The following is a 23,889-nucleotide window of genomic DNA, read 5'->3' on the forward strand; positions in this document are numbered from 1 at the left end:
GCGACGCTCAGGGCAGTCGGGGCGTCTCGCAGCCGTGGGTCCGCGCCGAGTGCCGCGCGAACTGCGCGAGCGCGGCCCGCTCGTACGCCCGGTCGGCCGCGGACGGCTTCGTGCGGCGCTCCTCGTACGTACGGGACCTGTCCCGGTTCCACGCCGCGTCGTCCCGCACCGTGAACAGCGCCCGGCCGCTCCCGTCCCGGCAGACCGCGCTCGCCCACTGGCCCCCGCCCTCCAGCCGCCCGGCCGGCGCCTCGCCGGGACCCGGCTTCTCGCTGTACCGGCCGTAGCGCTGTGCGTAGGCGCGGCGTTCGGCCTCCGCGTACGGGCCGTAGGACGCGACGAGGTGGTAGCCGCGCACCCCGAACGGCGTACCGGGGCCCGGCAGTTCGGGCCGCTCGCCCGCCACGACGCACACCTCGACGGGACCGCCCGCGCTTCGGCTCTCCCAGGCCCGGGAGATCTGGCGGGCCCGGCCGGGCACACCCCGGCAGGTCCCGGACGCGTCGGCGAGCGGCACGCTCTCGTCGACGTTCACCGGCAGCGCCACGGAGCGCGGCGGAGAGCCCAACTCGGCGTCGCAGCCCCACTTCTGTGCCGCCTTCGCGGCGGTCGCGGTGGCGATCCGCGCGAAGGCCGTGCGGCGCTTCGGGTCGTCCAGCGTGACGTCGTCGTCCTTCGCGTCGACGGTGACGAGCAGCCCGCCTCGACCGCGGGCGCAGTCGAGGAGCGTCACCGCGGTCGCCGCACCGGCGCGGGTGCCGGTGCCGGGCCGGTCCGTGAGGCTCTCGCCGGTCGTGAACAGGCCCCGCCAGCCGCCGCCGAGCCCCACGGGCGGCAGCTCGGGCGACAGCCGGGGGTACAACGGGTCCTCGTCCGGGCCGACTTCCTCGCGCCGGTCGCTCCCGGTGACGTCACCGTCGCGCCGCGGCACGCGCTGCACGGTCACCTCGACCTCGGCCTCGTTCGTGCCGCCGCCCGCCACGCGCACGCCGTCCCCGGTGACGTCGCAGGTGACCGTGCGGACCCGGCCGCCCTCCCCGCCCCGTCGCGCCGCCCGCAGGTCGACGCGGCCGGGACCGGACGCGTACGGCCCGTCCCCGAGCACGTCCCGCATCTCGCGCGAGGGCAGTACGCCGTCGCAGGCCTCGTCGAGCACCTGTTGCGCGGCGCGGCGTTCGCGCGGGCCGCCCCACCAGTAGTAGCCGCCCGCGACCAGGGCCAGGGCGACGAGCGCCGCGAGGGACGACAGGGCCACGCGCCCCGTCCTCGTCCGCCAGCTCAGTCCCGCTCGCGCCACTGAGCCACCTCTCCCACAATCTTCGTCCGGCCGCAGTGCGAGCGCCGGGGCCACCCGTCGGGCGCCGCCAGATAGCGGTCGAGCACCGCGCGCGCCCGGCCCGAGAGGCGCTTCTGGTCCTTCGGTTCCAGCACGACGTGGCCCTTCTCCAGCCCGCGGTCGAAGTCGAGCGCGGGGGTCACCGTCACGCGGTGGTACGTCGGCCCCGCCACGCACTCCGACCTGGCCCACAGGGTGAGCTGCGGGTCGTCGCCCGACTCCTCGACCGTCACCGGCTTCTCGTACGAGGCCGGCGCCCCGGGGTCGGGCGCCGAGCCGTCCTGCGCGTACGCCTCGTACGCGCCGCGCGCGAGCACACCCGACCAGCTCTGCGCGTCCGCCGCCCGCACCGTGAGGTGGCCGGGGGAGCCCGCGGTGTCGTCCCACTGTCCGCCGCACGCGCCGGAGCGCCGGTTGTACACCGTCTCGTTCCCGGTGAACCGCCACCTGCCCGGCGTCAGCCGCAGCGCCTTCGGCGCGAGCCAGGCGCAGAGCTCCGGCGTCTTCGCGGGGGCGTGGCCGGGCTCGGTGCGCAGCGGCTCGCCGCCACAACCCTGCTTGCGCGTCACCCAGTTGGTCACCTTCGCCGCCGTCCGTGCCGCGGCGAGCCGGTCGGCCTTCGGCACGTCGTACGCGTCGCCGTCGGTCGGCAGCTGCACGGACACGAGCAGGTCCCGAACCGTCCCGCCACGCCCGTGCAGCCCCTTCGGGCAGTCGACGAGCAGGGAGGCCGACACCGCGCTGTCGTCCCACCGCCCCGCGGTGCCGACACCGCCCACCGCACCCGCCGGAAGGGGCAGGCCGAAGTCGCCGCTCAGGGGGTCGGGGTCGGTACGGCCGCGCACCGGCTCGGCCCGCACCCGGGCCCGTACGCCCGAGGCCGCGCCGTCACCCTCCCAGGCCAGCGTGCAGTCGAGCAGTGCACGGCTCTCCCCGCCGGGCCGCAGCAGCGTCCCGAACGCGTCGAGTACGGCCCGCTCGTCGTCCGGCACGGACGCGTACAGCTCCTCCCGGAACAGGCCCGCGCAGCCCCGCGCCACCAAGGCCCGGTTGGCGTCGAGCCGGTCCTCGCGCTCCTCGGCCCGCGACACGGCGACCCAGGCCACCGACGCCGCCGCCAGCAGGGCCACCACCAGTGCGGCCGCCGCCCAGGTGCGCTTTCGCGGCCGACGCGGCGCGCCCGTTACGGGCATGGCGCTCCCCTTCCCCCGTGCACGGCACCATGATCGGAGTGGACGGTATCAATCCGTCCGGACGCGACCGGGGCCCGGGACCCTTGTCGGCGGTGGGGGCGTTTGCTTGACTCCGCTCGCCGAACGCCCGCGGAACGCCACGTACGTCGCCGTTGGAGGCCGCCATGGAGATCACCCGCAGACGCCTGCTGACCGCCCTCTCGGCCACCGGTCTCCTCGCGGTCGTCCCGGTCGTCCCGCTCTTCACGGCGGGTCCCGCGGGCCGGGCGGGCGCCGCCGCCTTCGCCGCCGCGTCCGCCGAGGGCCGCGCCCGGCTGCTCGCCAACACCGTGGCCGTCTTCGCCGGGACCACCGCCTCCAACTCCCGCCCGGAGGCGGCCGCCAAGGTCGCCGCCGTGGAGAAGACCGCGCGGGCAGGGCTGAAGGCGATGGACGACGCGCGCGAGGGCGAGCTCTTCGCCGGCCTGGTCCTCGGCGCCGACGAGGCCAACCTGAACACCGCCTACCGCCGCCTGTACGAGATCGCCCTCGCCACCCGCACCCCGGGCACCGCCCCGGACCTGTACGGCGCCACGGCCGTGCAGCGCCGCGTCCTCGACGGCCTGGCATGGCTGCACGAGCGGTACTACGGCGACCAGGCGAAGGGCTACTACGGCAACTGGTTCCACTGGGAGATCGGCATCTCCCAGCACATCAGCAAGACTCTCGTCCTGCTCGCCGAGGAGACCGCCGCCCACCGCCCTGGGCTCATCGCCACCTACGTCGCCTCGATGGACGCCTACCTGCGCAACGGCACCGGCGGCGACGTGAACCTCGACTCGCGCTTCCACACCGGCGCCAACCTCGCCGACATCACCACCAACCGGATCCTGCAGGGCGCCCTCCTGGGCGAGCCGGGCGAGGCCCGCATCCGCAAGGCGCTCACCGACCAGCTGACGGTCTTCGCCACCATCGACCCCTACCACCTCAACCACCAGGTGACGGACGGGCATTACGCGGACGGCTCGTTCATCCAGCACGCCTCCGTCGCCTACACCGGCTCGTACGGCAAGGGGCTGCTCACCCGCGTCGTACAGACCCTCAAGATCCTCGACGGCACGGGCTTCGCGCACGGCGAGCAGCTCGTGCCCACGGTGTCCGGCTGGGTGAGGAACGGATTCGCCCCGCTGATCTTCGAGGGCTGGATGATGGAGATCGTCAAGGGCCGGGCGGTGTCGCGCCCCGACTCCGGGTACGCCGACGTGGCGGTGGTCGTCGAGGCCGTCGTCGACCTCTCCTCGCTCGCCACGGGCACCGAGGCCGCGGCCCTGAAGAGCTACGTCAAACACGTCCGGGCCACCTCGCGCGCGCCCCTGGACCCGGCGCGCTTCGTCTCGCCGGTCAGCGTCGTGCGCTACGCCGACATCGTGGGGGACGCGGCGGTGCCGCCCGCCGACCTCAACCCCGCCGCGCGCAGCGTCGCCTTCAACGCCATGGACCGCACCGTGCACCGCAGGCCGGGCTACGCCTTCGCCCTCGCGCGCAGCTCCGCGCGGATCAGCAAGTACGAGTACATGAGCGGCGAGAACCTCATGCCCTGGTTCCAGGGCGACGGGGCGCACTACCTCTACCTCGCGGGACAGGACCAGACGCAGGCGTACGGCGTCGACTACTTCACCACCGTCTCGCCGTACGGCCTCGCGGGCGTCACCGCACCGGTCGAACACCGGGGCACCGTACCGGAGTTGTACGGCACGCCCTACTACGACAACCCCGACCACCCGCTGCACTTCACGTCGTCATCCGAGTCGCAGAACACCTACGTCTACTTCCCGTGCGGCACCACCCGCCACTCCGGCGGCGCCGTCCTCGGCGCGTACGGCGCCGCGGGGATGGTGCAGTCCGACGACGTGGCGTACCGCGACCGGCGGCTGCTGCCCGACGACTTCGTGACCTACCGGAACGCGAGGGCGACGAAGTCGTGGTTCCTGCTGGACGACGAGATCGTGGTGCTCGCCGCCGACGTCGGCGACCCGGCGGGCCGGGCCGTCACCACCACCGTCGACGCCCGCACCGCAGCCCCCGACGACCACATCACCCTCACCGGGCTGCGCCGCGACGGCCGCCCCTGGACCGGCCCCGGCACCGCCGCCCTGCGCTGGCTGCGCTACGCCAACGCCACCCGGGGCACCGCCGTGGGCTATCTGTTCCTCGAAGGGCCGCCGGTGCGGGTCACCCTGGACGAGGTCACCCGCAGCCGCCGGGTCGTGCGCACCGCCAACCCCGATACGCAGGTGACCCGTTCGGTCCTCGGCGTCACCCTCGACGGGGCCGCGGGCGCCCGCCCCGCCCGGCTCGCGTACGCGCTGCTGCCGAACGCCGACGACGCCCGGCTGCGGGCCCACCGCCACGGGCCGCTCACGGTCCTCGCCAATTCGGCCCACGTGCAGGCCATCGGCCATGCCGGGCTCGGCCTGACGGCGGCCAACACCTTCACGCGGGGCTGGCACGGGGCCGCGGGCCTGCGCGTGCACGGCCCCGCCTCGGTCATCGTCCGCCGCGGCCGGTCGGGCGCGCCGCTCTCGCTCGCGGTGTCCGACCCGACGATGGACCGGGACACCGTGACGGTGCAGCTCCGGGGCCGCCCGCTGCGGAAGGTCACCGCGGATCCGGGGGTCCGGGTGGACCGGGTGCCGGGCGGCACCCGCGTCGAGGTCGACACGCACCACGCGTACGGCAGGAGCTTCACGGCCACGCTGGACCACTGAAACCCCTGCCTGCGTAAGGTGGCTGACGGCCGATCAGGCGGCCCCGTCCTCCTCGACGCTGATGGCCTGCACCGGGCACGCCCGCGCGGCTTCCCGTACCAGGGGATCGCCGCCGCCGTCCCGGCGGCCGGGCAGCACCTCGCTGAAGCCGTCGTCGTCCTGGGTGAAGACGCTCGGCGCGGTGAGCGCGCACATGCCGGCGCCCACGCACCGGTCCTTCTCGACATGGATCATCGTGTTCGCCACGGTCGACTCCTCCCGACTGCTGCTCGAATGTTTCCCGTGTGGCCCAACACCTACCAGGTGACCGGGAGTTCGAGCATGCCCTGGATCGTGTCGCCGGGCTTGAACGGGATCTCCTGGGCGGGGACGGCGAGTCGCAGCCCCGGCAGCCGTTCGAAGAGCGTGCCGAGCGCGATCTCCATCTCGGCGCGCGCGAGGTTCTGGCCCAGGCACTGGTGGATGCCGAAGCCGAAGGCCACGTGGTGCCGGTTCGGGCGGTGCCAGTCCAGCTCCTCGGGGGTCTCGTAGGTGGCGTCGTCGCGGTTGATGAGGGAGGTGGAGAAGACGACGCCGTCGTCGGCGCGGATGGTGCTCCCGGCGAACTCGATGTCCTCCGTGGCCACCCTCAGCAGGCCGTCCGCGATGGACAGGAAGCGCAGCAACTCCTCGACGGCGGCGGGCATCAGGGGCGGGTCGGCGCGCAGTCCCGCACGCAGTTCGGCGAGCCGCTCGGGGTGCTGGAGCAGGGCGAACGTCCCCAGCGAGATCATGTTCGCGGTGGTCTCGTGCCCGGCGATCAGCAGGATCGAGGCCAGCCGGACCAGCTCCTCCCGGTCGACGGCGCCGGAGGCGAGCTGCTGCTGGATGAGCTCGTCGAGGAGCCCGTCACCGGGGTTCCGGCGCTTGCGGTCGATCAACGCGTAGAAGTACGCGTCCAGTTCGTCGCGCGCCTGCCGGCTGTCGTCGGAGGTCGGGCCGCGCAGCAGACGGCGTGACTGCTCCTCGAAGAACTCGTGGTCGGCGTAGGGCACGCCGAGCAGGGCGCAGATCACCATGGACGGGACGGGCAGCGCGAAGGCGCCGACCAGCTCGGCGGGCGGACCCTGTTCGATCATCGCGTCCAGGAGCCCGTCGACCGTCTGCTGGATGCGCGGGCGCATGGCCGCGATGCGTTTGACGGAGAAGCTGGGGATCAGCATCCGGCGCTGGGTGTTGTGTTCCGGGTCGTCGACGCCGAGCAGCGCGATGCGGCGGTCGTTGAGCCCGGCGAAGCGTTCGGTGGGCGCGGGGAACGCCTCGTGCCGGCGGTCCGAGGAGAGGCGCGGGTCGATGAGCAGCTCGCGCGCCTCCTTCTGCCCAGTGACCACCCACACGGAGCGGCCGTCGAAGAGGCTGACGCGGGAGAGCGGCCGGGTCTCGCGGAGGGGGGCGTAGGCGGTCGGCGGGTGGTAGGGACAGGTGCGGTCCTGGGGGAAGGCGACGGTCTCCGTCGCTTCCGTCGCTTCCATTGACTCCGTCATGGATCTACCTCGCAAGCGCAGTTCTTCGCTTATCTCCCTTCCCATTGGATGCCTGAGGCATCTATTTCGTCCACCGCAAGACCGGCCAGTTCCCGGCCCCCCGGCATCTGTCCGGAATCACCCCCTCCACGCAACCTGCCTGCGTCTATGGCTCTGGGGGAGGGGCGCGGGGCTGGTGGGGGGCCGGTGCGGGCCGTTGCGGGCCGGTGTGGGGTCCGTTCGGGGCGGGGGGCGTTCTCCGGCACCCCGCCCGGAGGCCGCGTCGTGCCACCCGTACGGGGGTTGCGGGTCCCTGATGGGGTCGGTTTACGGGCACGGTTTCCGGCCTCCGTGTACCGGATTCGGCCGACCGGGCCCCATGCGAGGATCCGGGGGACCGGTGCCGCAGCCGCGTCGGCTGCGGCTGTTGCCGCCCTTGTTGTTGACGCCACCGTGGAGGAAGCACATGTTCGCGACACCGCTGGGCGAGGGGGCCGAGCTGCGGCCGCTGGAGCCGTGGCAGGCCGAGGAGTTCCTCGCCCACATGGACCGCGGCCGCGCCCACATAGGCCGCTTCGTCGGGCTGCCCGACATCACGTCCGATCTGGGATCGGCGCGCGCGTGGCTCCAGCTGTACGCGGACAAGGCCGCGGCCGACACGGGCCGCCTGTACGGGATCCGCCTCGACGGACGGCTCGTCGGGGGCGTGCTCCTGCGGGCCTTCGACGCGTCGGCGGGCACGTGCGAGGCGGGCTGCTGGCTGGAACCGTCCGCCACGGGGCGCGGCCTGGTCACCGCCGCGGTACGGACCGTCATCGACTGGGCGATCGACACGCGAGGCATGCATCGCGTGGAGTGGCGCGTGGCCCCGGCGAACACGCCGAGCGTGAACGTGGCGAAACGCCTGGGAATGACCCGCGAGGGCCTCCACCGCGAGGACGACCCGTACCGCGGGGTGCGGCAGGACACGGAGGTGTGGGCGGTGCTGGCGCCGGAGTGGCGGGCGGTGCGCGCGGCGGGGCCGGAGACCGGGGCGACCACGGACGGTTGAGCCTTTGCGGGCCGCCGCGTCTCGCGGTGTCGTACGGGCCGGTCCTGGCGGAGGGAGGCGGCGCGCGGGTGGGGGCGTCGTGGAAAAAGCCGTGGCGCTTCGGGTCGGGGCGTCGCTAGGGTTTGCGTGTTCCCGGATCGCCGTACGGCGGTCCGGGTCGGCCGAGCAGGAGTTGGAGGTGTGACCGATGGCTGTCGCTGCGATGGGCACTGCCCGCATCCGGAAGTTCATCAAGTCCACCTCCGTGGCCTCCGGCTGACCTGACTCACTTCCCGCGCCGATCTGCGCGGACGCCGGGGCCACCCTGTGAAGGGTCACCCCTTGTCTTCCTCGTCTTCCTCTTCCTCTCCCTCCTCTCCCTCCTCTCCTTCCTCTTCCGCGCATCCCCTCGCCCCGTACGGCTGGGACGCGGGCTGGGAGGCCGAGTTCGCCTCGTACGCCGCACAAGGCCTGGTTGCCGGACGTGTCGTCCGGGTCGACCGGGGGCAGTGCGATGTCCTCACCGCCGACGGGACCGTGCGCGCCGACACCGAGTTCGTCACGCCGCGGGACCCGCTGAAGGTCGTCTGCACCGGCGACTGGGTCGCCGTGGATCCGGAGGGTGGCGATCCGCGGTACGTGCAGGCGTACTTGCCGCGGCGTACGTCCTTCGTGCGCTCCACCTCGTCCAAGCGGTCCGAGGGGCAGATCCTCGCCGCCAACGTCGACCACTCGATCATCGCGGTCCCGCTCGCCGCGGAGCTCGACCTCGCCCGCATCGAGCGGTTCCTCGCGCTCGGCTGGGAGTCGGGCGGGCAGCCCGTCGTCGTGCTCACCAAGGCCGACCTCGTGCCGGACGCCGTCACCCTCGGCCATCTCGTCGAGGACGTGGAGACCGCGGCGCCCGGGGTGCAGGTGCTGCCGGTCAGCGCCACGTCCGGGGACGGCGTCGACGTCCTCGCCGCCGTCGTCTCCGGCGGTACGTCGGTCCTGCTCGGGCAGTCCGGCGCCGGCAAGTCCACGCTGGCCAACGCGCTGGCCGGGGCCGACGTCATGGAGGTCCAGGCGATCCGTGACGTCGACGGCAAGGGCCGGCACACCACGACGACCCGCAACCTCATCCCGCTGCCCGGCGGCGGGGTCCTCATCGACACGCCGGGGCTGCGCGGGGTCGGTCTGTGGGACGCCGAGAGCGGCGTCGGACAGGTGTTCTCCGAGATCGAGGAGCTGGCGGAGCGGTGCCGGTTCCACGATTGCGCGCACGGGGCGGAGCCGGGTTGCGCGGTGCTCGCCGCCGTCGAGGACGGCACGCTGGCCGAACGCCGCCTCGACAGCTACCGCAAGCTGATCCGCGAGAACCAGCGCATCGTCGCCAAGACGGACGCACGGGCTCGCGCGGAGATGCGGAGGCAGTGGCGGTTGCGGGGGGCGGAGGGGCGGGCGGCGCTTGATCTCAAGCGGGGGCGCGTGCGCTGAGCTTGGGCGGTTTGGGGTTCGGGGGCCGGGGGTGGGTGGGGGTCTGCGGGTTTGGTGTGGCTGAGTGCGCCGGTCCCCGCGCCCCTTGGGGGCCTGCGGCCCCGCGTCCCCCTTCGGGGCCTGCGGCCCCCGCCCCGTCCCTCCCCCGCCGTGGGCCTCAGTTCCTGGTCAGGTCCGTGAGTGCGGTGTGCAGTGTCGCCAGTAGGCGGTTCATCTGTTCCGGGCCGTAGGTCCAGCTGTCGTATTCGTTCTGGACGAGCAGGCGGCCGCCGAAGCTGGCGACGCCTATCTTGGGCGGCATGCCCGGCGCGTTGGCCGTTCCGCCGAAGCGGAGCAGCTCCACGTCGTCGGGTACCGGGTGGGCCGGGATCCGGCCGACGTTGGAGATGCCGTAGCTGACGACCGGTACGGGCATCGCGATGCCCCGCGCACCCGCTCTGAGCGCGGCGAGCAGGAAGCGCTCGGGGTCGCGCCGGGACAGGGCGGCCGCGACCTGGTCGGCCACCTCCCGGCCGACGGTCTCCGGCCGGGCGTCGTGGCTCATGGACAGCGTGGTCTGGAGCCCGGTGATGCAGTTGAGCACGGTGCTCAGGGGCAGCTCGGGCGTCAGCCGGGTGCGCAGGTCGACACCGTGTCCGCAGGTTAGCGTCAACGGGCCCTCCTCCGGGGCCAGTTGTGCGCGTACGGCCGTCAGTACCAGCCCCGTGACGAGACTGTTGACGGTCACCCCGCGGGCCCGGGCCGCCGCGACGACCGCGTCGGTGGTCTCCTCGGCGAACTCCAGCCGTTCCACGACGAAGCGGCGGGACACGGCCGGGCGGTCCGGGCGGCCCACGCCCTCGGTGGGCAGGACGGCGGGCTTGACGTCGCCCGTCCCCTGCGCGACGGCCTCGATCAGGGCGTCGAGTTCGGCGTCCGGGATGCTGCCGGCCAGGCGGGTGTCGATGGCCGCGGACAGTTCCTCGCGTTGCTCGACCACGGGATCCGCGCCGGCCGCCAAGGCGGTGTAGTACCGCCAGAATTCATCGAGCAGAGCGAAGGCCGACCGGCCGTCGGCCACGCCGTGATGGACGCCGAGCACCACCTGGCTGCGCTCGCCGTCGGAGAGCAGCCAGGCGTGCACCAGGCTCTCGGTCCAGTCGGGCCGCGAGTTGATGAGCTCGGCGTAGGTCTCCTCCACGCCGTCGAGGACGGTGAGCGGCGGATCGACCCGGGCCCGGGCCCGCAGCAGCAGGCCCTCCTCGCTGGCCACCACCTCGCAGCGCAGGATCGCGTGACGGTCGGTGAGCAGGCCGAGGGCCCGCCGCATCAGCCCGGGGTCCAGCCGTCCGCGTACAAGCGACTCGACGAACTCGGGCATGTCGTACAGGGGGAGGGCGGCCGCCCCCAGATCCACGAAGTAGATGCTCTCGAAGGGGGATATCGGGCGCTGACGCGTCATGGTGTGAGGTTCTCCGATGTCGGTGGGCCAGGGTGCGGCTTCTGCCCCTGCGGGGTCCGCGGGGCGGTGCCGAGGCGGTGCAGGGCGGCGTCGAACTGCTCGGGCCGGAGCGCGGGGGCGGGCAGCGGCCGGGCCGCCGCGGGGCGCAGGCCGTCCAGCAGCAGGGCCAGATGGCGACGCCAGTTGCCGGGTACGGCGGATACGGCGCGGCCGAGCGCGGCCAGCAGGAACAGCAGGTCCTCGACGGTCAGGTCGTCCCGGACGGTCTGCTGCTCCTGGCCGCGCCGCAGCAGGGCCTCGAGCGTGCGGTGGTTCTCCTCGCGCAGCGCGTCGAGTGTGGGGACCCCCTGGATCGCGGTGGTCAGGAGGTCGCCCGCGCCGCGGTCGGCGGCCAGCAGCGTGAAGACACGGTCGAGGTACGAGGTGAGGCCGTCCCAGGCGTCGGGGCTGTCCCGGACCTCGTGGGCCACGCGCAGGATCGGGACGAGCGCGTCGTGGAAGACCGTCTCGATCAGTTCGGTGCGGTGGCTGAAGTGCCGGTAGAGGGTGGCGTTGCCGACCCCGGCCCGGCGTGCGATGTCGTCCAGCGGAGCGTCCACGCCGCGCTCGGCGTAGACCTCCCGCGCGGTGGCGATCAGCATGTCGCGATTGCGTCGGGCGTCCTTGCGCCGTGGGCCCCGCGGGGGCTCGCTGTCGACCATGGGCCGCACCCTAACACCAACCGTGGACCGCTCCCCGTTTCCGCTGCTAGGGTCGGGCCGTCAACCGGGGAGTTGCCCCCGGTTCGCTGTGTACGATCCGCTCGGAGCGAGGAACGCAGGTGCACGTGACCGGTTTTGATGATCTGTCAGCGCTCGGCCAGGATTTCGTGGACAACCCCTATCCGGTCTACGAGCGGATGCGCGCTCAGGGCCCGGTGCACCGGGTGCGGACCGACGCCTCGGGGGAGTTCTGGCTCGTCCTCGGCCATGCGGAGGGCAGGGCCGCGCTGACCGATCCGCGGCTGTCCAACGACATCCGGCACTCGGCCGCCTGGGAGGACGACGGCGGCAACTCCATCGGGCTGAACATGGTGCAGACGGATCCCCCGCAGCACACCCGGCTGCGCGGGCTGGTGGCCAGGAACTTCACCCCCGGCCGCATCGAGGCGCTGCGACCCAAGGTCCAGCGCATAGCGGACGAACTCGTCGACGCCATGCTGCCGTTGGGGCGCGTCGACCTGGTCGAGGCGTTCGCGCTGCCCCTGCCGCTCGCCGTCATCTGCGAACTGCTCGGGGTGCCCGAGAACTACCGCAAGACCTTCCACGACTGGTACTTGGAGAGCACCGACTTCACCCGGCCCGAGACCGCGGCGGCCGCCGCCCAGGCCATGACGGGCTACCTCGCCGAACTCATCGCCGTCAAGCAGCGCGAGCCCGGCGACGACCTGCTGAGCGCGCTCGCCGGGAGCATGGGCGAAGAGGAGGACAGGCTCTCCTTCGAAGAGATGCTCGGCATGGCGTTCCTGCTGCTGGTCGCCGGCTACGAGACGGCGGCCAACCTGCTGTCCAGCGGCACGCTGGCCCTGCTGCGCCACCCGGACCAGCTCGCCGCCCTGCGCGCCGACCCCTCGCTCCTCGACAACGCCGTGGAGGAGATGCTCCGTTACGAGGGGCCGGTGGAGACCACGGCGTTCCGGTACGCCAAGGAGACCTTCGAGTTCGGCGGCACGACGATCGAGGCCGGGGAGTCGGTGGCCGTGGTGACGGCCTTTGCCTCGCGCGACCCCCGGCGCTTCGACGCGCCCGACCGCTTCGACATCCGCCGGGACGCCCGCGGCCACATGGCCTTCGGCTACGGCATACACCACTGCCTGGGCGCGTCACTGGGCCGGATGCAGGGTGTCATCGCCTTCCGCACCCTGCTGGAACGGTGCCCGGGACTGGCCCTGGACACCGAACCCGAGGCGCTCTCCTGGCGCCCCAGCATGATGCTGCGCGGCCTGCACCAGCTGCCCGTGACCTTCGGCTGACCGAGCCGGCTGCCCCGGCCCGCCCCGGCCGGGGCTCCGTCAGCGACGCTCCGGGACCATGGGCAGCGGCCCGGCGGTCAGGCTCATCTCCGCGCGGGGCGTCACCGTGGTGCCCGCCACCGGCCGCAGCCGCCATCGGGAGGCGAGCGCGGCCAGCGCCAGGGTCGCCTCGGTCATCCCGAAGACATCGCCGATGCACTTGCGGCTGCCCGCGCCGAACGGCAGATACGACCCGCGCGTGACCTCCTTGGCCCGCTCGGGGAGCCACCGGTCCGGGTCGAAGGCGTCCGGGCGCGGGAAGAACTCCGCGATGCGGTGGATGACGTACGGACTGATCAACAGGTCCGTCCCGGCGGGCAGCCGGTGGCCGGCCAGTTCGGTGGACTCAGTGGTCATCCTCGTGTACATCCAAGCCGGCGGGTAGAGCCGCAGGGTCTCGGTGAAGATCCGCTGGGTGTGCGCCAGCCGCGGCACGTCGGCGTACTCCGGAACACGGCCACCCAGCACCTCGTCGACTTCGGCGTGCAGCTGCGCCTCGGCCTCGGGGTGTGTCGCCAGCAGGTGCCAGGCCCAGGTCAGGGCGCTCGCCGTGGTCTCCACCCCGGCCAGCAGGAGCGTCATCACCTGGTCGTGGACCTCCTGGTCGGACAGCGCGCCGCCGTCCTCCTCGTCCCGCGCGGCCAGCAGGGCCGACAGCAGATCACCGCGGTCCTTGCCCGAGCGCCGGTAGTCCCCGACGATGCCGGCGATGAGGCGGTGCAGCCGACCGAGCGCCGCGTCGAACTCCCGGTTGGCGGGGAGCGGCAGTCTGGCCAGCAGACCGGTGGGGTCCATCGCGCGGCGGAAGGCACCGCGCACCATGACGGGCAGGCTGCGCTGGATCTCGGAGACGGAGTGCGGCGCCATCTCCGTCGAGAACAGCGCACGGGCCGTCACCCGTGCGGTCAGCGCCTGCATCGCGTCCGCCACGTCCAGCGGCCGGCCCGCACGCCAGCTCTCCGCCTGCGCCCCGCACTCCTCCTGCATCACCACGGCGTACGTCGCCATGCGCGCGGTGTGGAAGGCCGGCTGGACCAGGCGGCGCTGACGGCGGTGGTCGGCCCAGTCGGAGGTGATGAGCCCGTTGCCCAGGATGGGGCGGGCCTTCTCCTTGACCGGCCCCCCGGTGTCATAGACCCGGGCGTTGCGCAGCACCTGCTGCACCAGCTCCGGGTGGCAGGGCAGATACGCGGGCTTGCTGCCCAGCCGCAGCTCCACCAGGTCGCCCATGCGCGGCATCGAACCCAGGAACTCAAGCGGGCGGCGCGCGAGTTGCAGGGCGTGGCCCGCCAACGGAAGCCCGCCCGGCGCCTTGGCGATCCGCCAACTGCGGCTGGTCTGCTCGGAATCGGTCTTCATGCCGGGTGTGCCTCCAGAAGCGGTAGGGGTGACGGGAGCGAGCGGACCGTCGCCGGTCAGCGGCGCTCCAGGACCATGGGCAGCGGGCCGGCTTCGAGGGTGGCCTTCGGCTCCGGGCGCAGCGTGCTGCCGGGCGCCGGGCGCAGCCGCCAGCGCGCGGCGACGGTGGCGACGATCAGGGCGGTCTCGGTCAGCGCGAGGATGTCGCCGATGCACTTGTGGCTGCCCGCGCCGAAGGGAAGGAGCGCCCCGCGCGGCACCTGCGCGGCGCGTTCGCCGTCCCATCGGTCGGCGTCGAAGGTCTCGGGATCGGGGAACAGGTCGGGGTTGTGGTGCAGGGCGTAGGCGCTGTAGAGGATCATCGTTCCGGAGGGGATGGTCCGGCCGCCGAGTTCCACGTCCTGCGCGGCGACCCGCATCGCCATCCACGACGGCGGATAGAGGCGAAGCGCCTCCGTGATCACATTGCGGATGAACGGGAACGCGGGCAGGTCCTCGTGGACGGGGGTGCGCCCGCCGAGCGCCGCGTCCACCTCGGCGTGCACGCGCTTCTCCACCTCGGGCAACGTGCCCATCAGGTGGAAGACGAAGGCCAGGGTGGAGGCGGTGGTCTCGCTGCCGGCGACGAGGAAGGTGACGACCTGGTCGAGGAGTGCGGCGTCATCGAGCTTCTCCCCGGTCTCTGGGTGCTCCGCCCGCAGCAGGGTGGAGAGCAGGTCGCCGTGGTCCTCGTTGGACCGCCGCCGTACGGCGATCATGTCGGCCACGATCTCCCGAAGCCGCACGTTGGCGTGGTCGTAGGCACGGTTTCCCGGTGTGGGCAGCTTCTCCATGACGCCCAGCGGGGCGACCGTGCGTTTGTAGATGCCGTGCGAGACGGTCCGCAGGCACTGCCGGGCCTCCTCGACGGTGGCCTCGTCGAGGCCGGTGGAGAAGAGGGTGCGCGCGGCGACCCGCATGAGCAGGGCGTGCATGGCGTCGCTGATGTCCCGGGTCTCCCCGTCCCGCCAGCCGTCGGTGACGGTGCGGGTGTCCGCGGCGACCGCCGTCGTGTAGGTGGCGACCTTCGCCTTGTGGAACGCGGGCTGGATCAGCCGCCGTTGGAAGCGGTGCTCCTCGCCGCGCGACACCGACAGGCTGTTGCCGAGGAGCTGGCGTGCCTTGTCGAAGACGCCGCCCTTGTCGAACAGGCCCGGGTTGAGCAGGACGTGCCGGACCAGCTCGGGGTGGGCGGCGAGGTAGGCGCGCGAGGGGCCGAGCCGGACCTCGACGAGGTCGCCGTGGGCGGGGAGCGAGGCGAGGAATTCCAGCGGCCGGCGCCACAGGGCGGGCACGTGTCCCAGCAGGGGCAGGGCGCCGGGCGCGGTACCGGTGCGCCAACTCCGGTCCGTCACGGATGTCTTCGAGGGGGGCATGCCGATGTCCCTACTGGATGAGTGAGTTGACGTCGTTGACCGGAGCTTGGTAGCGCCGGTCCCGGGTGGTCCACACGAAGTTGCCCTGGATGAGGTCGAGCAGGACGTCCCGGGTGATGTCGTCGAACGCCCGTATGCACTCCAGGTCCTCGGCCATGTCGGCGAGGCGGTCCCGGAAGAAGCGCCGGAAGTCGGCCTCGTCCGTCATGTCGCACAGGTGGAAGCAGTTGGTCGTCTGGCCGAGGGCGCGCTCGCGGTCGTAGGAGTAGAAGTCGTTGACGATGGCCAGACCGCGGGTGGTCATACGGGCGGCGAGGCCCGTCTTGGCGTGCTCGGTCAGCGCCCGGTGGCGGTAGATCGGGTACGACATCCGCATCCAGAAGTCGACCCCGACGTCGGTGACGCGGAAGCGGAAGTACTGTTCGGGGGAGGTGCGGCAGAGCACCTTGCGCAGCTCGGTGTCGCGGAACATGTTGTCGCTGGTGACGAAGGCCCGGGCGCCCTCGTAGGCGAACTCGGCGTCCTCGGGGGAGTAGTACCGCTCGCACACCGCGCGCAACTGCGGCAGGAAGAGGTCGAAGTCGTGCAGGGCGGTGTCCATGTCGTCCCACACGAACGTGACGCAGTTGAGCACGCAGACGGCCTTGAAGGCTTCCATGTCCTTGATGTGGCGGGCACTTTGGGACCAGCGCACGACGTCCATGTAGGAGATCCACCGCTTGTCCGAGACGGCCTTGCCCAGCGGTGCGACCGCGCGGTTGCAGGCGTCGATGACCTCGCGCAGCTCCGCGTCCGTCATCGGCACCTTCTGGGCCTCGTACCCCACGTACCGGTCGAGGAGGGCGGCGAAGTGTCCGGTGCTCTCCTGCCAGTAGCGTGCGGTGCCCGCGGGAGCGGTGGGTACGGTCAGATCCGCGGTCATGAGTTCCTCCTGGTGGCCGTGGTGGCGAGGTATTTGAGGGCGGTCACCGCGTCGGCGGTGAAGGGAGCGACGTCCAGGGCTTCGACGGCCTGCCGGCGACGGTCGTCGATCATGCGCTCCACGGTGTCCCGGGCCCCGGTGGACGCGAAGAGCGCGCGGACCTCCTCGGCGCCGGCCTCGTCCAGGGACGGGTCGCCGATCAGGGTCCGCAGCCGGGCGCGCTGCACCGGGTCGGCCGCGCGCAGGGCGAGCGCGACCAGCGTGGTGTTCTTGCCGGCCCGCAGGTCGTCCAGACGGGACTTGCCGGTCTCACGGACGTCGCCGTACACCCCGAGCAGGTCGTCGCGGAGCTGGAAGGCCTCGCCGAGGGGCAGGGCGAACGCCGTGCACGCCGCGAGCGCCCGGGCGTCGGCGCCCGCGAGGGCGGCGCCGATGTGCAGAGGCCGTTCGACGGTGTACTTGGCGGTCTTGTAGCGGTTGACGGTGAGGGTGGCGTCGACGTCGTCGGTCAGCTCACCGGTGGCCTGGAGGTCCAGATACTGGCCCAGCATCACCTCGGTGCGCATCTCGGTGAGGAGCGGCATCACGGCGGCCGACTGCGCGGGGGTCAGGCCCGCCGTGTGCAGCAGCTCGTCCGACCATGTGAAGGCGAGGTCGCCCAGGAGTATCGCGGCGCCCAGCCCGAATCGCTCGGCACGGTCGTTTCCGTGCCGTCCGGCCAGGACCCGGTGAAGAGTGGGACGGCCGCGTCGGGTGTCGCTGTCATCCATGACGTCGTCATGGATGAGGGCGAATGCGTGAAACATCTCAAGGGACGCCGCGACGCGCAGGACTGACGCCGGAACGCCTTCACCGCAAATGGCCTGCCAGCCCATCACGGTCAATACCGGACGGATTCTCTTTCCGCCGGCCATGAAATCCTCGAGCAATTGCACGATGCGGGTCACCCGGAGATCGCCCGGAGTTTTTTTCCGGCTCTCCAGGAAGTGCATCAGAATGTCGTCGACGGAGCTCTTGGTGAAACTGTGGTCGAGTACATCGGGAGATATCGTCTGGGTGCTCATGTTTCTGCGCTTCATCCCCACTCGTTGGACCAGTGCAACCGGCTGCGAGGCCACGACGGCATGCGCGCGGATACGACGCGATTGGATTCCGGACGCGTCGTGCACACACAGGGAAATGCCGTACGGATGTGGTCACGCGCAGGGCACTGTGGAAAACCGCCGGGCGGTGCGGCGGACGGGAGGTCGGGCCGGCGTCAGGAGGAGAGGTCGACGCGGAGTTCGCTGAGCCCGCGGATGTTGACCTGGGGGCGCCAGACGACGTCCTCGCCGCTCGGCCTGATGTCGCGGTGGCGGCGCAGCAGTTCGGTGAAGACGAGCTTGGCCTCGATCTTCGCCAGCTGGGCGCCGATGCAGTAGTGCGGGCCGCCGCCGAAGGACAGCGGGCGCACGTCGGGCCGGCGCAGGTCGAGGCGGTCCGGGTCCGGGTAGCGCAGCGGATCGCGGTTGGCCGCGCCGAGCAGGATCATCACCTTGGAACCGCTTGGGATCGTCCTGCCCCCGACCTCGGTGTCGGCGGTCGTGATCCGTGCCACCAGCTGGATGGGCGCGTCGTAGCGCAACAGTTCGTCGACGCCGTCCTCGATGAGGCCGGGGTCCTCGCGCAGGGCGCGCAGCTGGTCGGGGTGGCGCAGCAGGGCCAGCATGCCGTTGCCGATGAGGTTCACGGTGGTCTCGTGGCCACCCATGAAGAACATCATGACGTTGGCGACGATCTCCTCGTCGGAGAGCCTCTCGCCGTCGAACTCCGCCCGCAGCAGCCGGGACAGGATGTCGTCGCGCGGGTCCGCGCGCCGCTTCGCCAGATGGTCGGCGACATAGGCGCCGAATTCCTCGGCCGCGCCGTTCATGGCCCGGCGAGTGCTCTCGTCGACACCCGGGTCGATGACGTGGCCCAGGGCATCGGTCCACTTCCTGCACAGGTCGCGGTCCTCGACGGGAAGGCCGCCCAGGCCGCAGAAGACGGTCACCGGAACCAGCGCCGCGAGTGATCCGATCAGGTCGACGTCCCGGCCGTCGCCCATGTCGTCCATGATCCGGTTGACGATTTCGCCGATCCGGGGCGTCAACTCGCGGATCGCTTTGGCGGTGAACAGTGGATTGGCCAGCCCGCGCAGCCGACGGTGGGCCGCGCCGTCCCGCATGAGCATCCAACTGCGGGTGGCCCGCACGATCGGGCTGTCCTGCCCGCCTCGTTGGGCGGCCCATTTGGGGTCCCGGGGGTATTCACTGCTCAATCCGGGATTTCGGATGAGCGAAGCGACGGCCTCGTGTCCCGACACCACCCAATGTCCGTACGGTGTCCGGTGGACCGGTTCCACATCCCGAAGTCTTTTGTAGAGCGGGTACGGGTCGGTCCGCAATCGTGGGTCACGCGCATTGAACAAAGGTTCACTGCCCGTTGGTTCCATGCCTGTCTCCCCCATGAAAATCGGCAAGCAGGGTCGCAGGCCGCACCGGCAGCCCTGGACCCGATGGTTGAATACTAGGCACAGTGCGACCGCACATGACAAGGTCTTTCGGTCTGGACAGGGTCCTCAACTCCGTATTAGCGTCGCGGTCGTTGGTTCAGACACCGATCAGACCTACGGGGGGAAGACACGGTGCGGCGCACTGTTTTCCAGGACGAGCACGAGACGTTCCGCGCGGTGGTGCGGAACCTAATCGAGACTGAGGTCGTACCCGCATATCCCGACTGGGAGGCGGCCGGTCGGGTACCGCGTGACTTCTATCGCAGACTGGGAAAATTGGGCATTTTCGGGTTCGGTATCCCGGAGGAGTTCGGCGGGCGCGGCGAAACGGGCTTCAAGTTCAACGCCGTCATCGCGGAGGAGTGCGCACGGGCCGGTGTCACCTTCGGCGCCGCCAGCGCCCATCTCGCCCTGCCCGCCACCCTGGTGCGGTACACGACCCGCGAGCAGAAGGAGCGTTGGCTGCCCGGGTTCGTCACCGGTGAGCTGATGACGGCCATCGCCATCACGGAGCCGGAGACCGGCTCCGACGTCGCCGGGCTGCGCACGACCGCCGCGCTGTCCGAGGACGGCACCCACTATGTGCTCAATGGGTCCAAGGCCTATGTCTCCGGAGGCGCGCAGGCCGACCTGGTGCTCGTCGTCTGCCGGACCTCCACGGACGAGGCGGACCGGCGCGGAGGCATGTCGCTGGTCGCCGTGGACACCCGGGCTCCCGGCGTGCGGGTCGAGCCCGAGACGCCCACGCTCGGTCTGCGGTCCACCGACATCGTCACGATGACGTTCAGCGACGTGCGGGTCTCGGTCGGCGACGTGGTGGGCGGGCTCGGTGACGGCTTCGCCTGTCTGACGGACATCTTCCCGCAGGAACGCCTGGGCATCGCCGTCGGCGCGTACGCGCAGGCCGCCGCCGCGGTCCACCTCACCACCGAGTACGTGCGCGGGCGCGTCGCCTTCGGCAAGCCGGTCGCCGCCTTCCAGAACACCAAGTTCGTGCTCGCCGACTGCAAGGTCACGGTGAACGCGCTCCAGGCGGTCGTCGACCAGGCCCTGGAGGCCTTCGACGCGGGGGAGCTGACCGCGGAGGAGGCAGCCGCCACCAAGCTGTACTGCACGGAGGCGGCGCCCCGAGTGCTCGACGCGTGTCTGCAACTGCACGGCGGCTTCGGCTTCACCACGGACAGCCCGGTCGCCCGGCTCTACGCCGACAACCGGGCGAGCCGGATCTTCGGCGGCACCAGCGAGATCATGCGCACCATCGTCGCCAAGTCGATGGGGATCTGAGCGAATCCTGCTGGGTCCCGGGTCCCAGAGCCCGGGACCCGGGACCCGGGACCCGGGACCCGGGTGCCGGGGGCCGCAGACCACGGACCGAGCGTTGTGTCCGAATTCCGCCAGCCGGTCCCCGGTCCCGCGCCCACAATGGTCGTGTGATCGATGAAGAGACCAGGTACGAAGCCGTGCGCAGCAGGGACGCTCGGTTTGATGGGGAGTTCTTCTTCGCCGTCCGGACCACCGGCATCTACTGCCGGCCCAGCTGTCCCGCCGTCACGCCCAAGCGCGCGAACGTCCGCTACTACACCACCGCGGCCGCCGCCCAGACCTCCGGATTCCGGGCCTGCCGGCGGTGCAGGCCGGACGCCGTCCCCGGCTCCGCCGACTGGAACGTGCGTGCCGACGTCGTCGGCCGCGCCATGCGCATGATCGGCGACGGCGTCGTCGACCGCGAGGGCGTGCCCGGCCTCGCCGTACGGCTCGGTTACAGCGCCCGGCAGGTGCAGCGCCAGCTCACCGCCGAGCTCGGCGCGGGCCCGGTCGCCCTGGCCCGCGCCCAGCGCGCCCACACCGCCCGCGTCCTCCTGCAGACCACCGACCTGCCGGTCACCGAGATCGCCTTCGCCGCCGGATTCGCCAGCGTCCGGCAGTTCAACGACACCATCAAGACGGTGTACGCGCTCACGCCCACCGCCCTGCGCGCCGCCGCCCCCCGACGCGGCACCGCCCGCCCCACGCCCGCCGCCGGCATCCCGCTGCGCCTGGCCCACCGCGGCCCCTACCGCGCCGATGCCGTCTTCGACCTGCTCGCCGACGAGGCCGTCACCGGGATCGAGGAGGTCGGCGGTGAGCGCGGCGCCCGCACGTACCGGCGTACGCTCCGGCTGCCGTACGGCACCGGCATCGTGGCCGTCGAAGAGGCGCACCACGACTCCGCGACGGCGCCCGGCGGCGGATCGAGCACCGAGGCCGTGCACCGGGGCGGCTGGCTCGACGCCCGGCTGCACCTGACCGATCTGCGCGACCTCACCACCGCCGTCCAGCGGCTGCGCCGGCTCTTCGACCTCGACGCCGACCCGTACGCCGTGGACGAGCGGCTCGGCGCCGATCCCCGGCTCGCCCCGCTCGTCGCCGCCCGGCCGGGCCTCCGCTCGCCCGGCGCCGCCGACCCGGACGAGTTCGCGATGCGCGCCCTCGTCGGCCGCGCGGGGGCCGCACGGCTCGTGGCGCGGTACGGCAAGGTGCTCGACGCCGCGTGCGGGACGCTCACCCACGTCTTCCCCGCCCCGGCCGACCTGGCCGCCGAACCCGGCACCCCGGGCGCCCTTGCCTCGGCGCTCGCCGACGGCTCCCTGCGCCTCGACGCGGGGGCGGACCGCGACGACGCGGAGGCGGCGCTCCGCGCCCTGCCCGGCCTGGACGCGCGGACCGTCGCCGTCATCCGCATGCGGGCCCTCGGCGACCCCGACGTGGCCCTGCCCGGCGAGCCGGAGGCGGCCGTCGACGCCTGGCGCCCCTGGCGCTCGTACGCCCTGCGCCACCTGGCTTGGCGGCCGCCCGCCGACAGCTGATCGCCCAGGTCCGTGCGGCCCCCGTGCGGCCCGTCCAGATCTAAGAGGCCCTCTCATCCCCGTACGGCAGACTGCGGCACCTCACCCGACAGGAGCGACACGTGGAGGTGCCCATGGTGCGCGTCTCGCGTCACGTCCGCGCACGGATCCGCCGAGCCGTCGTCGCCGTCTGCGCGGTGTCCGTGCTGGCCGGGACCACCGGGGCCGCCTTCCCCTCCGGCCGGCGGCAGCCTCCCGCGGTCGTCCGCGAGGCCCCCGCACCGCACGATCCCGCAAGCGGCACCCACAAGCTCATCCGGGACCAGATCGACATCGACCTGGACGACGAGGAGCGGCGCCGGATCGCCGAGCGATGAGCCCGCCCGCCCGCACCCTCACCCGGGGCGGACCTCTCAACCCCAGACCAGCGCCCCCAGCCACGCCCCCACGATCAACAGGCACGCGAACAGCTCCGTCAGCACGCTGCTCCCGCCCATCCGCATCGCGTTCCGCGTCGACGCCGCCGCCTCACCGTGCCGGCCGAGCCGCAGCCGCTCGCCCGCGTAGATGCCGCCGACGAAGCCGGGGATCGCGCCGATCACCGGCACCACGCAGAAGCCGAGCAGCGCGCCGGCCCCGGCGCAGACCGCCATCCGCGGCGTGGCGCCGCTCTCCCGCAGCCGGCGGGGCGGCAGCTGCCAGCGGACGGCCTGGGCCGCGAGGAGCACCAGGGTCGCGCCGACGAGGATGCCCCAGGCCAGGCCGTTCGGGTCGTACAGGGTCCACCAGAGGACCGCGGCCCACACCAGCCACGAGCCGGGCACTCCGGGTACCAGCACTCCGCACAGGCCGAGCAGCATGACCACCCCGACCAGCAGGAGTTCCCACGCTCCCATCTGTCCAGCCTGCACCAGACGCGACGAAACCGCAGGTCAGGTCAGTCCTGAGGCGGCCTTGCGGTCCGCGAGACCCACTCGCGCTCGTACGCGTGCCAGCCCAGCTGGAGCCGGGTCGTGACGCCCGTCAGCTCCATCAGGCGCTTCACCCGGCGCTGCACCGTGCGCAGCCCCAGGTCGAGCTGTTTGGCGACGCTCGCGTCCGTCAGGCCCGCCAGGAGCAGGGAGAGGATCTCCAGGTCCGTGCCGTCCGGGCCCTCGGGGGCGACCTCGCGGGGCGCGCCGCCGGCCTCGCCGATGCGCAGCGGAAGCGCCTGGGACCAGACCGCCTCGAAGAGGCCCGACAGCGATTCGAGCAGGCCGCTGGCGTGCACGACGAGCGCGGCGGGCTCGGCCGTGCGCGAGGTCAGCGGCACCATCGCGAGCGTGCCGTCGGCGATCACCAGCTTGGTCGGTACGCGGTCGACCACCCGCACCTGCTCGTCGCGGCCGATCGCCGTCGACAGCTCGACGAGGCCCGTCGGCAGGTCGAGGACGGCACGCTCGACGACCACGCGGTAGCGCACCCCGCGGCCCGTCGCCTGCTCCTCGGCGCTGTTCTCCGTGCCGGTGATCGCCACGGGGCTGCCGGTCACCAGGGCGCACACCTCGTCGCCCGCGCCCAGCTGCAGCTGGAGGAAGCGCTGCGAGACCGCGGCCGCCCCGGTGACCACCTCGACCAGGTCGTGGACCGCCGGTTCGGCGGCCTGCGCGCGGTACTCCTCGGCGAGCAGCGTGGCCGCGAGTTCGGCCTTCTCCAGCTCGTGGCGCTGCTGGGCGAGGAGCGCGCCGAGCGCGACCCCGGGCGGCGCCGCCACCCAGCGGCCGGTCCGGCCGGAGGCCTGCGCGGCCAGGCCGTGCCGCTCCAGGCGGCGCAGGGTCCGCTCGGTCTCCGGCTCGCCGAGGGTGAGCCTGCGCGCGAGGTCGGCGACGTCGGCGGCGCCCACCGACACCAGCGCCCGATACGCCGACTCGTGCGTCTCGTCCAGACCGATCGCTGCCAGCATGCGGCGACGTCCCTCCCCAGGCTCCGTTTCCGAAAAGGCTCTGCTCGGACGGTGTCGTGGCGGGAAAGAGCCACGGCGTAAACCCGCCCCAGGACATCATCCCCGCACCACCCGTCTC

20 protein-coding genes are annotated in these 23,889 nt (G+C 72.5%); 7 read left to right on the plus strand and 13 right to left on the minus strand.

Features of this window, described 5'->3' with window-relative positions:
• Nucleotides 1-7: 7 nt before the first annotated feature.
• Nucleotides 8-1,255: a hypothetical protein gene (locus ACZ6CV_RS21795; RefSeq protein WP_469252379.1), complete on the minus strand. Its 1,248-nt coding sequence runs from the start codon at nt 1,253-1,255 to the stop codon at nt 8-10.
• Nucleotides 1,256-1,278: 23 nt separating this feature from the next.
• Nucleotides 1,279-2,529 carry a hypothetical protein gene (locus tag ACZ6CV_RS21800; RefSeq protein ID WP_469252380.1) on the minus strand — a complete coding sequence of 417 codons (1,251 nt, stop codon included), beginning with the start codon at nt 2,527-2,529 and terminating at the stop codon, nt 1,279-1,281.
• Nucleotides 2,530-2,693: 164 nt separating this feature from the next.
• Here ACZ6CV_RS21800 and ACZ6CV_RS21805 point away from each other — a divergent pair, with 164 nt between their 5' ends.
• A complete protein-coding gene (locus ACZ6CV_RS21805) occupies nt 2,694-5,276 on the plus strand; it encodes a polysaccharide lyase family 8 super-sandwich domain-containing protein (protein WP_469252381.1) in 2,583 nt (860 codons plus the stop codon).
• A 33-nt stretch (nt 5,277-5,309) separates the two neighbouring features.
• Here the strand turns inward: ACZ6CV_RS21805 and ACZ6CV_RS21810 are convergent, their stop codons facing one another.
• Together ACZ6CV_RS21810 and ACZ6CV_RS21815 are read right to left on the minus strand one after the other, a co-directional pair.
• Nucleotides 5,310-5,510, minus strand: a complete 201-nt coding sequence (locus ACZ6CV_RS21810) for a ferredoxin (protein ID WP_469252472.1) — start codon at nt 5,508-5,510, stop codon at nt 5,310-5,312.
• A 62-nt stretch (nt 5,511-5,572) separates the two neighbouring features.
• Nucleotides 5,573-6,799: a cytochrome P450 gene (locus tag ACZ6CV_RS21815; protein ID WP_469252382.1), complete on the minus strand. Its 1,227-nt coding sequence runs from the start codon at nt 6,797-6,799 to the stop codon at nt 5,573-5,575.
• Between the two features lie 445 nt (nt 6,800-7,244).
• Between ACZ6CV_RS21815 and ACZ6CV_RS21820 the strand changes: the two genes are divergently transcribed.
• Both ACZ6CV_RS21820 and rsgA read left to right on the plus strand, forming a co-directional pair.
• Nucleotides 7,245-7,829: a GNAT family N-acetyltransferase gene (locus tag ACZ6CV_RS21820; RefSeq protein WP_469252383.1), complete on the plus strand. Its 585-nt coding sequence runs from the start codon at nt 7,245-7,247 to the stop codon at nt 7,827-7,829.
• A gap of 321 nt (nt 7,830-8,150) precedes the next feature.
• Nucleotides 8,151-9,284, plus strand: coding sequence for a ribosome small subunit-dependent GTPase A (gene rsgA, locus ACZ6CV_RS21825; RefSeq protein ID WP_469252384.1), 1,134 nt, complete (start codon nt 8,151-8,153; stop codon nt 9,282-9,284).
• Nucleotides 9,285-9,441: 157 nt separating this feature from the next.
• Here rsgA and ACZ6CV_RS21830 read toward each other — a convergent pair whose 3' ends face one another.
• Together ACZ6CV_RS21830 and ACZ6CV_RS21835 are read right to left on the minus strand one after the other, a co-directional pair.
• A complete protein-coding gene (locus tag ACZ6CV_RS21830) occupies nt 9,442-10,725 on the minus strand; it encodes a phthiocerol/phthiodiolone dimycocerosyl transferase family protein (protein WP_469252385.1) in 1,284 nt (427 codons plus the stop codon).
• Nucleotides 10,722-11,426: a TetR/AcrR family transcriptional regulator gene (locus tag ACZ6CV_RS21835; protein WP_469252386.1), complete on the minus strand. Its 705-nt coding sequence runs from the start codon at nt 11,424-11,426 to the stop codon at nt 10,722-10,724. Before ACZ6CV_RS21835 ends, ACZ6CV_RS21830 begins: the two co-directional genes overlap by 4 nt.
• A 125-nt stretch (nt 11,427-11,551) precedes the next feature.
• Between ACZ6CV_RS21835 and ACZ6CV_RS21840 the strand changes: the two genes are divergently transcribed.
• Complete coding sequence (locus ACZ6CV_RS21840; RefSeq protein ID WP_469252387.1) at nt 11,552-12,736, plus strand: cytochrome P450 family protein; 1,185 nt, start codon at nt 11,552-11,554, stop codon at nt 12,734-12,736.
• A 39-nt stretch (nt 12,737-12,775) separates the two neighbouring features.
• Here the strand turns inward: ACZ6CV_RS21840 and ACZ6CV_RS21845 are convergent, their stop codons facing one another.
• From ACZ6CV_RS21845 to ACZ6CV_RS21865, 5 genes are all read right to left on the minus strand, one after another.
• Nucleotides 12,776-14,134 carry a cytochrome P450 gene (locus ACZ6CV_RS21845; RefSeq protein WP_469252388.1) on the minus strand — a complete coding sequence of 453 codons (1,359 nt, stop codon included), beginning with the start codon at nt 14,132-14,134 and terminating at the stop codon, nt 12,776-12,778.
• Nucleotides 14,135-14,190: 56 nt separating this feature from the next.
• A complete protein-coding gene (locus ACZ6CV_RS21850; protein ID WP_469252389.1) occupies nt 14,191-15,549 on the minus strand; it encodes a cytochrome P450 in 1,359 nt (452 codons plus the stop codon).
• 10 nt (nt 15,550-15,559) lie between these two features.
• Nucleotides 15,560-16,471 carry a terpene synthase family protein gene (locus ACZ6CV_RS21855; RefSeq protein ID WP_469252390.1) on the minus strand — a complete coding sequence of 304 codons (912 nt, stop codon included), beginning with the start codon at nt 16,469-16,471 and terminating at the stop codon, nt 15,560-15,562.
• Complete coding sequence (locus ACZ6CV_RS21860; RefSeq protein WP_469252391.1) at nt 16,468-17,535, minus strand: polyprenyl synthetase family protein; 1,068 nt, start codon at nt 17,533-17,535, stop codon at nt 16,468-16,470. Before ACZ6CV_RS21860 ends, ACZ6CV_RS21855 begins: the two co-directional genes overlap by 4 nt.
• A gap of 194 nt (nt 17,536-17,729) precedes the next feature.
• Nucleotides 17,730-18,770, minus strand: a complete 1,041-nt coding sequence (locus ACZ6CV_RS21865; protein ID WP_469252392.1) for a cytochrome P450 — start codon at nt 18,768-18,770, stop codon at nt 17,730-17,732.
• Nucleotides 18,771-19,136: 366 nt separating this feature from the next.
• Between ACZ6CV_RS21865 and ACZ6CV_RS21870 the strand changes: the two genes are divergently transcribed.
• The 3 genes from ACZ6CV_RS21870 (at nt 19,137) to ACZ6CV_RS21880 (ending at nt 22,206) form a co-directional block, all read left to right on the plus strand.
• Entirely contained in the window at nt 19,137-20,288 is a 1,152-nt protein-coding gene (locus tag ACZ6CV_RS21870) for an acyl-CoA dehydrogenase family protein (protein WP_469252393.1), read from the plus strand.
• A 149-nt stretch (nt 20,289-20,437) separates the two neighbouring features.
• On the plus strand, nt 20,438-21,850 hold the full coding sequence (locus ACZ6CV_RS21875) for a DNA-3-methyladenine glycosylase 2 family protein (RefSeq protein WP_469252473.1): 1,413 nt from the start codon (nt 20,438-20,440) through the stop codon (nt 21,848-21,850).
• 101 nt (nt 21,851-21,951) lie between these two features.
• Complete coding sequence (locus ACZ6CV_RS21880) at nt 21,952-22,206, plus strand: hypothetical protein (protein ID WP_469252394.1); 255 nt, start codon at nt 21,952-21,954, stop codon at nt 22,204-22,206.
• A 36-nt stretch (nt 22,207-22,242) separates the two neighbouring features.
• On the opposite strand, the gene ACZ6CV_RS21885 is transcribed toward ACZ6CV_RS21880, so the two are convergent.
• Both ACZ6CV_RS21885 and ACZ6CV_RS21890 read right to left on the minus strand, forming a co-directional pair.
• On the minus strand, nt 22,243-22,725 hold the full coding sequence (locus ACZ6CV_RS21885) for a DUF456 domain-containing protein (RefSeq protein WP_362366433.1): 483 nt from the start codon (nt 22,723-22,725) through the stop codon (nt 22,243-22,245).
• Nucleotides 22,726-22,766: 41 nt separating this feature from the next.
• Nucleotides 22,767-23,771, minus strand: a complete 1,005-nt coding sequence (locus ACZ6CV_RS21890) for a helix-turn-helix domain-containing protein (protein WP_469252395.1) — start codon at nt 23,769-23,771, stop codon at nt 22,767-22,769.
• Nucleotides 23,772-23,889: the final 118 nt, after the last annotated feature.

Source organism: Streptomyces sp. NPDC041713, from assembly GCF_055591085.1.

Bases quoted from the DNA above. Each gene is read 5' to 3' on its own strand.
- ACZ6CV_RS21845 (WP_469252388.1), bottom strand. From the start codon at position 14,134: ATGAAGACCGATTCCGAGCAGACCAGCCGCAGTTGGCGGATCGCCAAG.
- ACZ6CV_RS21830 (WP_469252385.1), bottom strand. From the start codon at position 10,725: ATGACGCGTCAGCGCCCGATATCCCCCTTCGAGAGCATCTACTTCGTG.
- ACZ6CV_RS21810 (WP_469252472.1), bottom strand. From the start codon at position 5,510: ATGATCCATGTCGAGAAGGACCGGTGCGTGGGCGCCGGCATGTGCGCG.
- ACZ6CV_RS21800 (WP_469252380.1), bottom strand. From the start codon at position 2,529: ATGCCCGTAACGGGCGCGCCGCGTCGGCCGCGAAAGCGCACCTGGGCG.
- ACZ6CV_RS21890 (WP_469252395.1), bottom strand. From the start codon at position 23,771: ATGCTGGCAGCGATCGGTCTGGACGAGACGCACGAGTCGGCGTATCGG.
- ACZ6CV_RS21855 (WP_469252390.1), bottom strand. From the start codon at position 16,471: ATGACCGCGGATCTGACCGTACCCACCGCTCCCGCGGGCACCGCACGC.
- ACZ6CV_RS21860 (WP_469252391.1), bottom strand. From the start codon at position 17,535: ATGAGCACCCAGACGATATCTCCCGATGTACTCGACCACAGTTTCACC.
- ACZ6CV_RS21835 (WP_469252386.1), bottom strand. From the start codon at position 11,426: ATGGTCGACAGCGAGCCCCCGCGGGGCCCACGGCGCAAGGACGCCCGA.
- ACZ6CV_RS21805 (WP_469252381.1), top strand. From the start codon at position 2,694: ATGGAGATCACCCGCAGACGCCTGCTGACCGCCCTCTCGGCCACCGGT.
- ACZ6CV_RS21815 (WP_469252382.1), bottom strand. From the start codon at position 6,799: ATGACGGAGTCAATGGAAGCGACGGAAGCGACGGAGACCGTCGCCTTC.
- ACZ6CV_RS21885 (WP_362366433.1), bottom strand. From the start codon at position 22,725: ATGGGAGCGTGGGAACTCCTGCTGGTCGGGGTGGTCATGCTGCTCGGC.
- ACZ6CV_RS21850 (WP_469252389.1), bottom strand. From the start codon at position 15,549: ATGCCCCCCTCGAAGACATCCGTGACGGACCGGAGTTGGCGCACCGGT.
- ACZ6CV_RS21820 (WP_469252383.1), top strand. From the start codon at position 7,245: ATGTTCGCGACACCGCTGGGCGAGGGGGCCGAGCTGCGGCCGCTGGAG.